The organism is Micromonospora sp. CNZ285 (assembly GCF_004637285.1).
The window spans coordinates 957425-970778 of record NZ_SPQD01000001.1 but is presented as its reverse complement, the minus strand read 5'-3'; the positions used below and the strand labels follow the sequence as shown (position 1 = coordinate 970778).

The following is a 13354-nucleotide window of genomic DNA, read 5'->3' as shown; positions in this document are numbered from 1 at the left end:
GAACACCTCGGCGCACGCGACAGTATGCCGCCTCGTCAGCGACGTCCCTTCGGCGAACGGATGGCGAACTTTAACACCGCTTCTCGCCCGTTCACCAGGTCGAATACCGGACATTGTGGAAGGTCCGGTACGGGTACGAGTCCTTACCCGTTCTTTGTCGCTTATTCCGCCACAGGGGTGTGACTGGCGACGATGTGTCGCATTAGGTCGATGATTTCCGGCAGATGGTCGGTAAGGAAGAAATGCCCGCCGGGAAACACGTGCCACAGCGGCTCGGTCACGCATTCCCGGGCCCACCCCGCGGCCCGCTCCGGGTCCACGTGCTCGTCCCCGTCGCCGAGCAGCACGTGCACCGGCACCTCCAGCGGCGGCCCCTGGCGGTAGGCGTACCGCTCGGACAGCGCGAAGTCGGCGCGTACCCCGGGCAGGATCAGCTCCATCAGGTCGCGGTCGGCCAGCAGCGCGGCCGGCGTGGCCCCGAAGTCGCGCAACGCCTCGATCAGACCGGCGTCGTCGAGGTCGTGCACGCGCCGCCGCACCAGCCGGGTCTGCGGCGCCTCCGCGCCGCCGACCAGCAACGCCAGCGGCGCGGGCACGCCCCGGCGGCGCAGCTCCCGGGTCACCTCGAACGCCACCAGCGCCCCCAGGCTGTGGCCGAACAGCAGGTACGGCCCGGCCGCCCGCTCCGCGACGGCTGCCGCCAGCGCGTCCACCAGCTCCGCGAGGTCGTCCACCGGCGGCTCGTGCAGCCGGGCGCCCCGGCCCGGCATCAGCGCGACCTGCACCGACAGCTCCGGCGCGGCCAGTTCCCGCCACTGCGCGAAGGAGGCGGCGACGCCACCGGCGTACGGGAAGACGAACACCTGGGCGTCGCCGGTCGAGGACCCGCCCGGCCCGAACCAGCGGCTCGCGGTCACCTGGGACATGGCCAGGAGCATAGGGCCGGACCACCTCCGGCTCGGCGGACGGGCCTGTGTGGACAACCGGTCGACTGGCACACTACCGGGATGCGGCGGGGGGTCTGGTCGGTGCTGGCGATGCTCGTCGCGGCCGGGCTCGGCGCGTCGGTCGCCTGGCTGCCGAACGCCACCGACCGGCAGCTCACCCTGCTGCAGTCGGTCCTCGCCGTCCTGGCCGCCGGCGGGCCGATCCTGGGCTGGCTGTGGCGGCGCAACCACCGGGGCACACGCCGCCCGGGCCCCGCGGCGCAGCGGGCGGCCGACGAGCTGGCCGCCGCCGTCCTCGCCCAGTGGAGCCGCGCGGCGACCGAGCGCGGGCTGTGGGCGCCGGTTCCGATCCGGGTCCACTGGCGGTGGTCGGACCGGCCGGTCACCGGGCCGGTGGACGCCGCCGCGACCGAGGGCGACCTGGTCCGGTTCCCGCCCCTGCCGGCCGTCCCGCCGGTGCGGGCGGCCGACCTCGCCCACGGCGACCTGCACGACCTGTTCCGGGTGTACGCGGGCCTGGGCTCCGGCCGCCTCCTGCTGCTCGGCGGGCCCGGGGCGGGCAAGTCGGCAGCGGTCGTCCTGCTGCTGATCGACGCGCTGGAGCACCGGCAGCGCCTGCCGGAGGAGGAACGCGCACGGGTACCCGTGCCGGTGCTGCTGACCGTGTCCGGCTGGGATCCGCGCCGGCAACCGGTCGCCGACTGGCTGGCCGCCCGGCTGGCCGCCGATCACGATGTCCTCGGCGGGCTCGAACCGGCCCGCCGGCTCGTCGCGGGCGGGCACGTGGCGCTCTTCCTGGACGGGCTGGACGAACTGCCGCCGGACCTGCGACCGGTCGCCCTGCGCGCGCTCGACGTCCAGACCACGTTCCGGCTGGTGGTGACGACCCGCAGCCGCGAGCTGGTGGAGGCGGTGGCCGCCGCCCGGCACCTCTCCGGCGCCGCCGCCCTGGAGCTGGAGCCGCTGACCGGCGCGGACATCGCCGCGTACGTCACCAGGAGCCGGACCCAGCCGTTGCCGCCGGGGTGGCAGCGGCTGGTGGACGAGGTGCGCGACCGGCCGGACAGTTCCGTCGCGCAGGCGCTGCGCAGCCCGCTGATGCTGAGCCTGTTCCGGGACACGGTGACCACCGACGACGATGCCGCGGAGCTGCTCGACCGCTACCACAGCCGGGAGGCGGTGGAGGACGCCCTGCTCGACCGGGTACTTCCCGCGGCGTACGCCGTCCAGCCCGGCGTACCGGAGCCGCGCTACACGGCCGCGCAGGCGGCGCGCTGGCTCGGTCACCTCGCCCACCTGATGAACCGGGCGGGCAGCCGCGACCTGGTGTGGTGGCACCTGGCGTCGTTCACCTCCTGGGACCTGTACGCGGTCTCGACGGTGCTCGTCACCGGCCTCGGCGCCGGACTGAGCGCGGGGTTGCTCGCCGGGCCGGCGTCCGGCGTCCTGGCCGGGCTGGCGTTCGGGCTGGTGCTCACGTTCACCGCCAAGCTCTCCCAGGACGTGCTGATCGGCCGGCGTCCGCTGCGGCTCCGCCGGATCAGGTGGAGCCGGGTGGTCAGCCGTCAGCGGATGGAGAACGTGCTCGGCGCCGGGCTCGCCGGTGCGTTGTTCCTGGGCTTCTTCGGACTCCTCGTCGCCGCGTGCGCCGACGTCACACGCATCGGGTCCGGCCGGGCCTTCCCGGTCTTCCTGGCCTTCACCGCGACCGGTTTTCTCGGTTGCCTCTCCCTGGGCCTGTACCTGGCGATGGCCGGCGCGGCGGGCGAGGACGACCCGGTGTCGTCGCGGCTGTCCTGGCGGCGGGACCTGTGGTCCGCGGTGGGCGGCGGCCTCTGGCTCGGGTCCGTGCTCGGCGTCCTGGGTGGCCTGGTCGGGCGGCTCGCCGGGTCGGCGGAAGGTGGCATCGCCTGTGGCATCGTCGGCGGCTTCCTGCTCGGCGTGACGTCCTCGCAGACCTGGCGCGCGCTGCTCGTCATCGTCGACCTGCGCCGTACCGGGGTGGCGCCGCTGCGGCTGCTCCGGTTCCTCGACGACGCGCACCGCCGGTCGGTGCTGCGCACGGTGGGGCCGGTCTACCAGTTCCGGCACGCCCGTCTGCAGGACCGCCTGGCGACCACCGCCGGTGCTACGGTGGACCGGAGTGATCCAGTGGCGATCAGGCAGGCAGGGAGACCAGACATGGCGGGTGACGACGACATCTCCGGGTGAGACCGGACATGTGACCGACCGCAGGCGAGCGCCGTGGTCGTGTCGTCGTACCCCGAGACCGTGTCCCCCGCCGGGCGGCTGAGGTCCGCCCGCCCTCATCGTCGAGGTCGTCTTCCTGATGTCCGATTCCTTCGTCGTCTGCTCGAACCTGACCTTCTCCTGGCCGGACGACACCCCGGTCTTCCAGAACCTGTCCTTCACCCTCGGCGGCGGCCGGACCGGACTGGTCGCGCCGAACGGCGCCGGCAAGAGCACGCTGCTCAAGCTGATCGCCGGTGAGTACCGCCCGGCCGCCGGGTCGGTGACCGTCGACGGCGTGCTGGGCTACCTCCCGCAGAGCCTGCCGCTGGCCGCCGACCTCACCGTGGCCGAGGTCCTGGAGATCGCCCCGCTGATCGCGGCGCTGCACGCCATCGAGGCCGGCGACGCCGACGAGAGGCACTTCACCACCATCGGCGCCGACTGGGACATCGAGGAGCGCACGCGCGCGCAACTCGACCGTCTCGGCCTCGGCGACCTCGCCTTCGACAGGCGCCTGGGCACGCTCAGCGGTGGGCAGGTGGTCTCCCTCGGCCTGGCGGCGCAACTGCTCAAGCAGCCCGACGTGCTGCTGCTCGACGAGCCGACGAACAACCTCGACCTGGGCGCCCGGCACCGGCTCTACGACGTGCTGGAACAGTGGCACGGCTGCCTGCTGCTGGTCAGTCACGACCGGGCGCTGCTGGACCGGATGGACCGCATCGCCGAACTCGATCGAGGTGAGATGCGCTTCTACGGCGGCGACTTCACCTCGTACGAGGCGGCCGTGCGGGCCGCCCAGGAGGTGGCGGAGAAGAACGTCCGCAGCGCCGAACAGGACCTCAAGCGGGAGAAGCGGGAGTTGCAGGAGGCCCGCGAGCGGGCGGCCCGGCGAGCCGGCAACGCCTCCCGGAACCTGAAGAACGCGGGTCTGGCGAGGATCGTCGCCGGCGGCTTGAAACGGGACGCGCAGGTGGCAGCGGGCAAGGCGAACGAGATGCACTCCGGGCGGGTCGACGATGCCCGGGCACGCCTCGACGAGGCCGAGCGGGCGCTGCGCAACGAGAAGACGATCACGGTGGAGCTGCCCGCCACCACCGTCCCGGCCGGACGCACGCTGCTGACCGCCGAACGGGTCCGGGTCCGGCACGGTGAGCGGTCGCTGTTCGCCGCCGACGGTGTCGACCTGACGATCCGCGGTCCGGAGCGGATCGCCCTGCTCGGCGACAACGGCGCGGGCAAGTCCACGCTGCTGCGGCTGATCGACGGCGACCTGGAGCCGGAGAGCGGCCGGATCACCCGCGCGGACGGCCGGATCGCGTACCTGTCGCAGCGGCTGGACCTGCTGGACCTGGACCGTACCGTGGCGGAGAACCTGGCCGCGTTCGCGCCGCAGGCCCCTGACGCGCAGCGGATGAACCTGCTCGCCCGCTTCCTGTTCCGCGGCCCGCGCGCGCACCTTCCGGTCGGGGTGCTCTCCGGCGGGGAGCGGCTGCGCGCCACGCTCGCGTGCGTGCTGGGCGCCGAACCGGCACCGCAGCTCCTGCTGCTCGACGAGCCGACGAACAACCTCGACCTGGTCAGCGTCGGCCAGTTGGAGAGCGCGCTGCACGCCTACCGGGGCGCGTTGCTGGTGGTCAGCCACGACGAGCGGTTCCTCGACGCGATCAATGTGGGCCGCTGGCTGCGCCTGGCGGACGGGCGCCTGGTGGAGACCGGTCCCCCGGACGCCGCCTGACCGGCCGGGTCAGACCGCCGGCAGGCGGACCACGAACCGGCACCCGCCGGTCACGTTGTGCGCGTGCACCCGCCCGCCGTGCGCCTCGACCAGTCCGCGCACGATCGCCAGACCCAGCCCGCCGCCGGCCGGTGCCGCCTCGTCGGTGCCGGCCGGTGCGGGGGTACGGGCCCGGGTGCCCCGGAACGCCACGTCGAACACCCGGGGCAGGTCCGCCTCCGGGATGCCGCCGCAGGTGTCGGAGACGGCGAGCCACGCGTCGGCGTCGTCCCGCCCGGCGTCGATGCGGACAGTGCCGTCCGGTGGCGTGTACCGCACCGAGTTGACCAGCAGGTTCGTCACGACGCGGGCGAGTTCGGCCTCGGCGGCCCGGACGGTCGGCCAGCCGGTCTCCGGGGCGAGCACCCGGACCCGCCGGTCGGCGGCCAGCGGCGCGGTGGCGGCGATCGCGTCGGAGACCACGTCGCCGAGCGGCACCGGGGACAGCGCGGGCCGCAGCGCTCCGGCGGTGATCCGGGACAGCTCGAACAGGTCGTCGACCAGTCGTGTCATCCGGTCCGTCTCGACCCGGATCCGGCGGTGGTACTCGGCCACCGCCGCCGGCTCGTCGACCACCCGGTCCTCCAGCGCTTCCGCCATCGCCCGCAGCCCGGCCAGCGGCGTACGCAGGTCGTGGGAGACCCACGCGACCAGCTCGCGGCGGCCGGCCTCCAGCTGCCGTTCCCGCTGCCGGGCCTGGTCGGCCCAGACCGCCGCCTGGGCGAGGCGGCGGGCGAACGCCACCCCGACGGCCAGGCTGAGCGCCGCGGACGCGGCGACCGTGACGAGGACGACCTGGAGGTCGTGCGCGGACAGGAACATGGCCTGGGCGACGGCGGTGACGCCGGCCGTCACCGAGGCGATGGTGACCGCGAGCAGCACCGCGATGTGCGCGAGGATCGACCGGTGGCGCACCAGCCGCAGCGCGCCGACGCCGAGCGCGCCGACGGCAGTGCCGGCGAGCAGGGCGTAGAGCCCGATGACCATCAGTTCGTTCACCGGGACGCCTCCGAGGGCTCGTACCGGTAACCGACGCCCCACACGGTGACGATGCGGCGCGGTTGCGCGGGGTGGTCCTCGATTTTCTCCCGCAGCCGCCGGACGTGGACGGTGACTGTGGACTGGTCGCCGAACCGCCAGCCCCACACGCGGTCCAGCAGTTCGGCCCGCGACCAGGCGCGTCCGGGGTTCGCCAGCAGGAACGCGAGCAGGTCGAACTCCCGTACGGTCAGCGACAGCGGCTGCCCGCCGCGCTCGGCGACGCGGCGGCCGGTGTCCGCGGTGAGGTCGCCGTCGCGCAGCACCCCTGCCGGTCCCCGGTCCTGCGGGGCGGCGCGCCGGAGCACCGACCTGATGCGAAGCACCAGTTCGCGCGGCGAGAACGGCTTCGTCACGTAGTCGTCCGCGCCGACCTCCAGCCCGGCGACCCGGTCGGCCTCGTCCCCGAGCGCGGTGAGCATGACGACGGGCAGGCCGGGCAGCCGGCGCCGCAGTCGCCGGCACACCTCGATGCCGTCGAGGCCCGGCATCATCAGGTCGAGGACCACCAGGTCGGGCGGCTCCTCCTCGGCCGCGGCGAGCGCGTCCGGCCCGTCGAAGGACAGCCGGACCCGGCAGCCGTCCTGTTCGAGGTAACGCCGGACGACGTCGCTCACCGTCCGGTCGTCGTCGACGACGAGCACGTAGCGCCCCATGCGCCAGACGCTACCCATCGGCGTCCCGGCGCGGCGGCCCGCGGTCGAGCCGTAAGCGGACGGAAAGATCTTTCCGCCGGGTCCGCGCCTACCGTCGGGGCATGGGCAGAAGACGTGTGGTGTTGTCGGTGCTCGCCGTGGTGGCCGTCACCGGCCTCGGGGTGAGCCTGTACCTGTTCCAGCCGTGGCGGCTGATGACCGACCGCGAGGTACGCGAGGCGCTGCCCACCGTGGCGGAGCCGTCACCGGCGCCGGCCGGCACGACCGGCTCGTCGCCGACCGGTGCGGCGCCTGCCGACGTGGTACTCGCCGCCGGTGACTTCGTCACGCACGAGCACGACACGTCCGGCCGGGCACAGCTCGTCCGTCTCGCCGACGGCCGCCGCCAGCTGCTCCTGCGCGGACTGGACACCTCCGACGGGCCGGACCTGCGGGTGTGGCTCACCGACCGGAAGGTGCTGCCCGGCCGGGCCGGCTGGCAGGTGTTCGACGACGGCCGCTGGGTCGAGCTGGGCCGACTCAAGGGCAACATCGGCGACCAGGCGTACGACATCCCGGCGTCGGTGGACCTGGACGGTCTGCGCAGCGTGTCGATCTGGTGCAAGCGGTTCGCGGTGTCGTTCGGCGCGGCGCCGCTTGCCGCGGCCGGGACGGGCTCGGCGCCGGCCTGATCGGCGCCTCAACCACGGCCCAGCAGCCGCAGCGTGTTGCCGCCGGCGACCAGGGCGCCGGCGTCAGGGGTCAGGCCCGCGTCGCGCAACGCCGCCTCGACCCGCTCGCGAGTGGTGAACCGCTCCGCGATCGGCCAGTCGCCGCCCACCACCACGTGGTCGGCGCCGAGCAGGTCGGTGGCGAAGCGGATCGCCGACGGGGCGAAGCCCATCGTGTCGGCGTACACGTGGGCGTGGCGGCCGGGCGCGCTGAGCAGTGCGCCCTCGTCGGTGGCGGCGGCCAGCGCCAGGCCGGCCACCCCGAGCATCGGGAAGACCACGTGCAGGCCGGGCAGCGTGGCCAGGACTCCGCCGGTGAGCAGCGACAGCAGCGCGGCGGCGTTCATCGTGCCCCGGGCCAGCGACGTGCCGAGCCGGCCCAGGCCGGCGAACTCGTCGGTCAGGGTGGACCGGCTGATCGGATGCGCGAAGACCGGCACGCCCAGCGCGGCGGCGGTGGCGAGCGTGGGGCGGGCGGCCGGGTCACCGAGCAGCCGCCCGTCCGCGGCGGCGCAGTCCACGACGACGCCCGGCAGTCCCAGGTCGCGGACGGCCCGGACCACCTCGTCGGCGGCCCGGTCGCCGCCGAAGGCGTCGATCGTGGCGAGCCCGGCGAGGCGGCCGGGGTGTCCGGCGACCACCTCCGCCAGGTGGTCGTTGAGCCGTCGCTGGTCGTCGGGCCGGGTCCGCTCGCCGTGCGGGGTGACCATCGCCGGTGGTGCGCTGAGCACGCGCAGGTCGACCCCGTACCGGCCGGACTCGGCGAGCAGGTCGTCAAGGTCGGCGACCCGCCGGGCGGTCCGCGCCCAGCGCGCGGCGAGCACACCGGTGGCGTTGTGCGGCAGCACCGCGGGATAGTCCGGACAGGCGTGGTGGGTGTGGAAGTCGGCGAGGAACATCAGACGTCGAGGAACGTGTAGGTGAAGCCGCGCTCCGCCCGGTGCACGTGTCCGGCGGCGGGGAACGGGAAGTGCGCGGGCACGAGCAGGTCGCCCGAGTCGGCGGCCCGTTCGAGCAGGCGGCGTCGCTGGTCGGCGGAGTCACCGGGCACCACGCAGTACCTGATGCTCCACTCGGGCCGCTCCAGTTGGACGCCGTGGTGCAGCATGTCGCCGGCGAACAGCGCCCGCTCGCCCGCCGACTCGACGACCAGGTAGACGTTCCCGGGCGTGTGGCCGAACGCGGGCACCAGGTGCACCTGCGGGGACAGCACGTGGTCGGCCTCGATCAGGTCGAGCACCCCGGCGTCGCGCAGCGGCAGGATGCTGTCGGCGATGTAGTCCCCGGTGCGCCGCATGGCCCGCGCGCCCTCCGGGCCGGTCCACCAGTCGAACTCCTCGCGTACCACCAGGTACCGGGCGTTCGGGAAGGTCGGCTCCCAGCCACCGCGGCCGTCCGCGCTGGTGGCGAACCCGACGTGGTCGACGTGCAGGTGGGTGAAGACGACGGTGTCGATGTCGCCGAGCGACACCCCGGCGCGGGCGAACTGTTCGAGGAACGGCCGGTCCGCCCGGTCGAAGACGCCGCCGTTGCGCGGTTTGCCGTTGCCGCCGCCCGCGTCGACCAGGATCAGCCGGTCCGGCGTACGCAGCAGGTGGGCCTCCTGGTTGAGCAGGATCCGGCCGTCGTGGGTGAACGGCTCACGCGTGTAGAACGCGCCGTCGGTCCACGACTCGGTCTCCAGCTGCGGGAAGAACTCTGCCGGGTCCACGAAGTAGTCGACCTCGCGGATCGGGAAGACCTCGACCTCACCGACTCGGAAGGACCACAGCGGGCCCTCGCCGCCGCCGGTGTCGGTCCATCGGGCGTTGCTCATGCCATCTCGCTCTCGGGGGTACGGCGGACCTGCGTCCACACTCGGGTGCGCAGTTCGCCGAAGGGGGCGGAGGAACGGGTGCCGATCTGCTCGCGGTCGGCGGGCAGGTCGACCGGGATGTCGGCCTGGACGCCGGAGACGCCGGTGCCGAGCACCACGACCCGCTGACTGAGGTAGACCGCCTCGTCGATGTCGTGGGTGACAAAGACGATGGTCATGCCGTATCGCTTCCACAGCGCGGCGACCAGGTCCTCCAGGTCGGCCCGGGTCTGCGCGTCGACGGCCGAGAACGGCTCGTCCATCAGCAGCAGCCGGGGCCGGTAGGCGACCGCGCGGGCGATGGCGACGCGCTGCTGCATGCCGCCGGAGAGCTGCCAGGGGTACGCGTCGCCGGCCGCGCCGAGGCCGACCGCGTCGAGGGCGTCGGCGACGAGTTCCCGCCGCCGCGCCCGGCTCAGGTCCAGGTGACGCAGCGGCAGTTCGACGTTCTGCCGGACCGTCTTCCAGGCGTACAGGCTGCGGCCGTACTCCTGGAAGACGACGCCGAGGCCGGGCGGCGGTTCGGTGACCGGTCGGCCGGCGAACCGGACCTGGCCCGTGGTGGCCGGCAGCAGCCCGGCGACGATCTTGAGCAGGGTGGTCTTGCCGCAGCCGGACGGGCCGACGAGCGCGACGAACTCGCCCTCGGACACGGTCAGGTCGATCGCGGTCAGCACGTCGACGGTGCGCTCCCGGGCCCGGTAGGTCTTGCCGACCCCGGCGATCTCGAGCAGGGAGGTCATGGTCGCTCCGTGAGTTGTCCGGTGTGGCCGCGATGCCAGCGCAGGGCGTGCCGTTCGACCAGTTCGAAGAGTTTGGCGAGCGCGAAACCGAGCAGGCCGATCAGCAGCACCCCGCTCCACATCTGCGGGATGGCGAAGCTGCGCTGGAACTGCACCACCGTGAAGCCGAGCCCGTCGGTGCTCATCAGCATCTCGCTGACCACCATGAGGATGATCGACAGGCCGAGGGCCTGACGGGCGCCGGCGAAGACCTGCGGGCTCGCGCCGCGCAGCACCAGCAGGTGCCGGGTGCGGCGCGGCAGCCGGTACGCGGCGGCGGTCTCCAGCCCGACCTCGTCGGCGGCGCGGACGCCGTCGGCGGTGTTGAGCAGGATCGGCCAGACCGCGCCGGCCGCGATGACGATCAGCTTGGTGGCGTCGCCGATGCCGACCGCCACCAGCAGCACCGGGATCAGCACCGGTGCGGGCAGCACCCGGAAGTACGCCAGCAGCGGGCCGGTCAGCGCGCGGGGCGCCGCCCACCGCCCGATCACGAAACCGAAGACGACGCCGGCGGCGAGCGCGATCGCGTAGCCCGCGGCGAGGCGCCACAGGCTGGGCACCACGTGGGTGACGAACGTGTCGGAGAACCACACGTCCCGGAAGGCCTCGGCGATCGTGCGCAGCGGCGGCAGGAACACGTTCGTGCTGCCGTCGCTGGCCACCCACCAGGCGGCCACGAGCACCGCGGGCAGGCCGAGCACGTATCCGAGCGCCCTCATGCGACGGCCTCCCGGCGGGTCGCCACGTGCCAGTGCAGCAGCCGCCGCTCGGCGAGCCGGGCGAGCTGGTCGAGGCCGATCCCGATGCCGCCGGTGAGCAGCACCAGCGCGTACATGCCGGTGGACTCGCCGGACTCCTGGCTGCTCCAGATCATCTCGCCGAGCCCGGCGGCGCCCATCACCAGCCCGCCGGTCAGCGCCAGGGCCAGGGCGACCGAGACGTTCAGGCGCAGCGCCGTGCCCAGGTACGGCAGCACCGTCGGCCAGGTGACGTGCACGATCCGGGCCAGCCGGCCGAGCCGGAAGGCGCGGGCGGTGTCGACCGCCACCCGGTCCACGTCGCGCAGGCCGTAGAGCACCTGGAACACGACGATCCAGAAGCACGAGACGGCGACGAGCAGCACGGTGATCTGCCGGACGTCGAGCACGAGCACCAGCACCGGGATCAGCACGGTCGACGGGACCGGCCGCAGGAAGTCGAGAGTGGAGGAGGTGGCCCGGCGCACCTGGGGCACCGAGCCGAGCGCGAACCCGGCCAGGATGCCGGCGACCACCGCGATGACCAGGCCGACGGCCACCGCGGACAGCGTACGGGCGGTCGCCGTCCAGAACCGCTCGTCGGTGAGCAGCCGCAGCGCCTCGGGCACCACGGCGCTCAGCGGCGGCACGTGCGCCGGGTCGAGGAACAGGCGGGCGAGGATCTCGTACGCCGTGGCCGCGCCCGCCAGGCCCACGGCGCCGAGCCACCCCCTTCTCACTTGAGGATCAGCTCGTCGAGGTCGGGTGTGCTGGTGATGAGCCCGTCGCGCTGGGCGTAGCCGGCGAGCTTCTCGGCGGCCTGCCGGCTGACCTCGTCACGCAGGCCGGTCAGGGTGATCTTCGCGGCCACCTCCGGCTTGATCTCGGTGAACATGGGGATCTTCGCGCGCACCTCGTCCTCGTGGTCGCGGGCGTACGCGTAGGCCTCCCGCACCGCGTCCCGGAAGGCCGTGACGGTCTTCGCGTTCTTCGAGGTGTAGGAGCCGGCCGCGTACCAGGCGGAGACCGTGAGGTCGGGCGCGAGGTCGGTGAAACCCCACCCGACCGGCACCGCGCCCTGCGCCTTGGCTGCCGACAGGAACGGCTCGACCACCCAGGCGCCGTCCACCCGGCCCGTGCTGACCGCGGCGGGCGCCTGCGGGAACGGGATCTCGACGAGCTTGACCTTCGTCGGGTCGCCGCCGTCGGCACGGACCGCCTCACGGGCCGCCGCCGCGGCGATGTTGGTGAGGATGTTGACCGAGATCGTCTTGCCTTCGAGCTGCTTGGCGCTGGTGATGCCGGAGTCGCCCTTGACCACCAGGGCGCCGTAGTCTGCGCCCTCCTTGCCGGTGGAGGCGGAGGCCGGCACGACGGCCTTGACGTCCAGGCCCTTCGACCGGGCGACGATAAGCGTGGTGAGGTCGCCGGTGGCGAAGTCGACCTTGCCGGCCAGCACGGCCGGCACGGAGGTCAGGTCGGAGGTCTCGGTGTCGACCTCGACCTTGAGGCCGTGCTTGGCGAAGATGCCCCGCTCCTGGGCCAGGTAGATGGGCGCGAGGTGGCCCAGCGGCGACGAGGCGAGCCGGACGGTGGTGAGGCCGTCGGCGTTCGCCGCGGCGGGCTTGTCGTCCCCGCCGCAGGCGGCGAGTGATGTGGTGAGCAGGACGGCGGCGAGGGCGCCGGCGATCCGGCGGCTACGGGTGGTCATGCTGTTGGCTCCTCAAAGCGCAGGCGCAGGTCGAGGTCGTGTACGTGGTCGGGGAACGGCACCGGGCCGCCGAGCGGCGCGGCGCCGATGCTGGAGACGGCCGCCTCCTCGATCGCCACGACGAGGCTCGCGGCGTGCGCGGCGGAGTCGCCGGCGACGAGCAGGCCGTGGTTGCCGAGCAGGATCGCGTAGGTGCGGGGGTGCGCCGCGAACGTCTCGGCGATCGCCCGCACCGCCTCCTCGGTGCCGCGGGGCGCCCACGGCGCGACGGGGATGTCGACCGGCTGGCCGTGCACCAGCAGTGCCTCGTACCGGGCCGGCAGCGGCGTCGAGGCGAGCGCGTAGCTGGTGGCGTACGGCGAATGGGTGTGGATGACGGCGTTGACGTCCGGCCGGGCCTGGTAGACGCCGATGTGCATCTTCAGGATCGCCGCCACCGACGGGCTCGGTGTTCCCTCGTGGACCGTGCCGTCGAGGCCGACCACGACGACGTCGTCGTTGACGGTGCGCAGCGCGGGCGCCGCGACCCGCAGGTCGTCGGCGGGCCACGGGCGGAGCAACTCGCCGGCGTTGACGAGCAGGCGGTCGTCGTGGCCGGGGATCCGGACGCTGATGTTGCCGTGGCCGCTGGCCGACATGGCCGAGGCGGCGAAGATCTTGTTGATGCCGGCGGTCAGGCCGGCGCGGGCTTTCCGGACAGGGTCGTGCTGAGTCATGGCGTGCGGCCTCAAGGGGGTCGGTCGTGCCCGGGGCACGACGATGCAAGGTGTGCGGAGTGAGCCGGTGGGGCTCAGCGGCAACAGAGCGCGCTGGACGTACGGCCCTGGTCGAGGGCTCGTCGGGTGGTCAGCGGCGCGGGCATAACCCTACTATAACCCTAGGAAATGTAGGCGATCAAGGGCTGACCTG

The 13354-nt window shown here is 73.6% G+C and carries 13 protein-coding genes; 3 read left to right on the top strand and 10 right to left on the bottom strand.

Annotated features, from left to right (window positions below; all coding sequences use genetic code 11):
- Positions 1-161: 161 nt before the first annotated feature.
- The gene (locus CLT75_RS04425; RefSeq protein ID WP_486485057.1) at positions 162-926 is read right to left on the bottom strand and encodes a thioesterase II family protein; all 765 of its coding nucleotides are present in this window, start codon (positions 924-926) and stop codon (positions 162-164) included.
- 81 nt (positions 927-1007) lie between these two features.
- Here CLT75_RS04425 and CLT75_RS04420 point away from each other — a divergent pair, with 81 nt between their 5' ends.
- Positions 1008-3158: a hypothetical protein gene (locus CLT75_RS04420; protein ID WP_135239600.1), complete on the top strand. Its 2151-nt coding sequence runs from the start codon at positions 1008-1010 to the stop codon at positions 3156-3158.
- A gap of 118 nt (positions 3159-3276) precedes the next feature.
- Positions 3277-4914 (top strand): ribosomal protection-like ABC-F family protein, encoded by a 1638-nt coding sequence (gene abc-f, locus CLT75_RS04415; RefSeq protein WP_135239599.1) that lies wholly within the window; start codon positions 3277-3279, stop codon positions 4912-4914.
- Positions 4915-4923: 9 nt separating this feature from the next.
- Here abc-f and CLT75_RS04410 read toward each other — a convergent pair whose 3' ends face one another.
- Positions 4924-5940: a sensor histidine kinase gene (locus tag CLT75_RS04410; RefSeq protein WP_167796998.1), complete on the bottom strand. Its 1017-nt coding sequence runs from the start codon at positions 5938-5940 to the stop codon at positions 4924-4926.
- 8 nt (positions 5941-5948) lie between these two features.
- The gene (locus CLT75_RS04405; RefSeq protein ID WP_135239597.1) at positions 5949-6647 is read right to left on the bottom strand and encodes a response regulator transcription factor; all 699 of its coding nucleotides are present in this window, start codon (positions 6645-6647) and stop codon (positions 5949-5951) included.
- Between the two features lie 101 nt (positions 6648-6748).
- On the opposite strand from CLT75_RS04405, the gene CLT75_RS04400 reads away from it, so the two are divergent.
- The gene (locus tag CLT75_RS04400; RefSeq protein ID WP_135239596.1) at positions 6749-7318 is read left to right on the top strand and encodes a DM13 domain-containing protein; all 570 of its coding nucleotides are present in this window, start codon (positions 6749-6751) and stop codon (positions 7316-7318) included.
- Between the two features lie 8 nt (positions 7319-7326).
- Here the strand turns inward: CLT75_RS04400 and CLT75_RS04395 are convergent, their stop codons facing one another.
- Genes CLT75_RS04395 through CLT75_RS04365 form a run of 7 tightly spaced genes read right to left on the bottom strand, consistent with a single transcriptional unit; the run spans position 7327 to position 13161 of the window.
- The gene (locus tag CLT75_RS04395) at positions 7327-8256 is read right to left on the bottom strand and encodes an amidohydrolase family protein (protein ID WP_135239595.1); all 930 of its coding nucleotides are present in this window, start codon (positions 8254-8256) and stop codon (positions 7327-7329) included.
- Complete coding sequence (locus CLT75_RS04390; RefSeq protein WP_135239594.1) at positions 8256-9173, bottom strand: MBL fold metallo-hydrolase; 918 nt, start codon at positions 9171-9173, stop codon at positions 8256-8258. Before CLT75_RS04390 ends, CLT75_RS04395 begins: the two co-directional genes overlap by 1 nt.
- Entirely contained in the window at positions 9170-9955 is a 786-nt protein-coding gene (locus CLT75_RS04385) for an ABC transporter ATP-binding protein (RefSeq protein ID WP_135239593.1), read from the bottom strand. Before CLT75_RS04385 ends, CLT75_RS04390 begins: the two co-directional genes overlap by 4 nt.
- Positions 9952-10716, bottom strand: coding sequence for an ABC transporter permease subunit (locus CLT75_RS04380; protein WP_135239592.1), 765 nt, complete (start codon positions 10714-10716; stop codon positions 9952-9954). The genes CLT75_RS04385 and CLT75_RS04380 overlap by 4 nt, the downstream gene beginning before the upstream one ends.
- Positions 10713-11474 (bottom strand): ABC transporter permease subunit, encoded by a 762-nt coding sequence (locus CLT75_RS04375; protein WP_135239591.1) that lies wholly within the window; start codon positions 11472-11474, stop codon positions 10713-10715. Before CLT75_RS04375 ends, CLT75_RS04380 begins: the two co-directional genes overlap by 4 nt.
- Positions 11471-12445, bottom strand: coding sequence for an ABC transporter substrate-binding protein (locus CLT75_RS04370; protein ID WP_135239590.1), 975 nt, complete (start codon positions 12443-12445; stop codon positions 11471-11473). Before CLT75_RS04370 ends, CLT75_RS04375 begins: the two co-directional genes overlap by 4 nt.
- The gene (locus tag CLT75_RS04365) at positions 12442-13161 is read right to left on the bottom strand and encodes a class II aldolase/adducin family protein (RefSeq protein WP_135239589.1); all 720 of its coding nucleotides are present in this window, start codon (positions 13159-13161) and stop codon (positions 12442-12444) included. Before CLT75_RS04365 ends, CLT75_RS04370 begins: the two co-directional genes overlap by 4 nt.
- Positions 13162-13354: the final 193 nt, after the last annotated feature.

Bases quoted from the DNA above. Each gene is read 5' to 3' on its own strand.
- CLT75_RS04395 (WP_135239595.1), bottom strand. From the start codon at position 8,256: ATGTTCCTCGCCGACTTCCACACCCACCACGCCTGTCCGGACTATCCC.
- CLT75_RS04370 (WP_135239590.1), bottom strand. From the start codon at position 12,445: ATGACCACCCGTAGCCGCCGGATCGCCGGCGCCCTCGCCGCCGTCCTG.
- CLT75_RS04410 (WP_167796998.1), bottom strand. From the start codon at position 5,940: ATGGTCATCGGGCTCTACGCCCTGCTCGCCGGCACTGCCGTCGGCGCG.
- CLT75_RS04405 (WP_135239597.1), bottom strand. From the start codon at position 6,647: ATGGGGCGCTACGTGCTCGTCGTCGACGACGACCGGACGGTGAGCGAC.
- CLT75_RS04365 (WP_135239589.1), bottom strand. From the start codon at position 13,161: ATGACTCAGCACGACCCTGTCCGGAAAGCCCGCGCCGGCCTGACCGCC.
- CLT75_RS04425 (WP_486485057.1), bottom strand. From the start codon at position 926: ATGTCCCAGGTGACCGCGAGCCGCTGGTTCGGGCCGGGCGGGTCCTCG.
- CLT75_RS04380 (WP_135239592.1), bottom strand. From the start codon at position 10,716: ATGAGGGCGCTCGGATACGTGCTCGGCCTGCCCGCGGTGCTCGTGGCC.
- CLT75_RS04400 (WP_135239596.1), top strand. From the start codon at position 6,749: ATGGGCAGAAGACGTGTGGTGTTGTCGGTGCTCGCCGTGGTGGCCGTC.
- CLT75_RS04420 (WP_135239600.1), top strand. From the start codon at position 1,008: ATGCGGCGGGGGGTCTGGTCGGTGCTGGCGATGCTCGTCGCGGCCGGG.
- CLT75_RS04385 (WP_135239593.1), bottom strand. From the start codon at position 9,955: ATGACCTCCCTGCTCGAGATCGCCGGGGTCGGCAAGACCTACCGGGCC.
- CLT75_RS04390 (WP_135239594.1), bottom strand. From the start codon at position 9,173: ATGAGCAACGCCCGATGGACCGACACCGGCGGCGGCGAGGGCCCGCTG.
- abc-f (WP_135239599.1), top strand. From the start codon at position 3,277: ATGTCCGATTCCTTCGTCGTCTGCTCGAACCTGACCTTCTCCTGGCCG.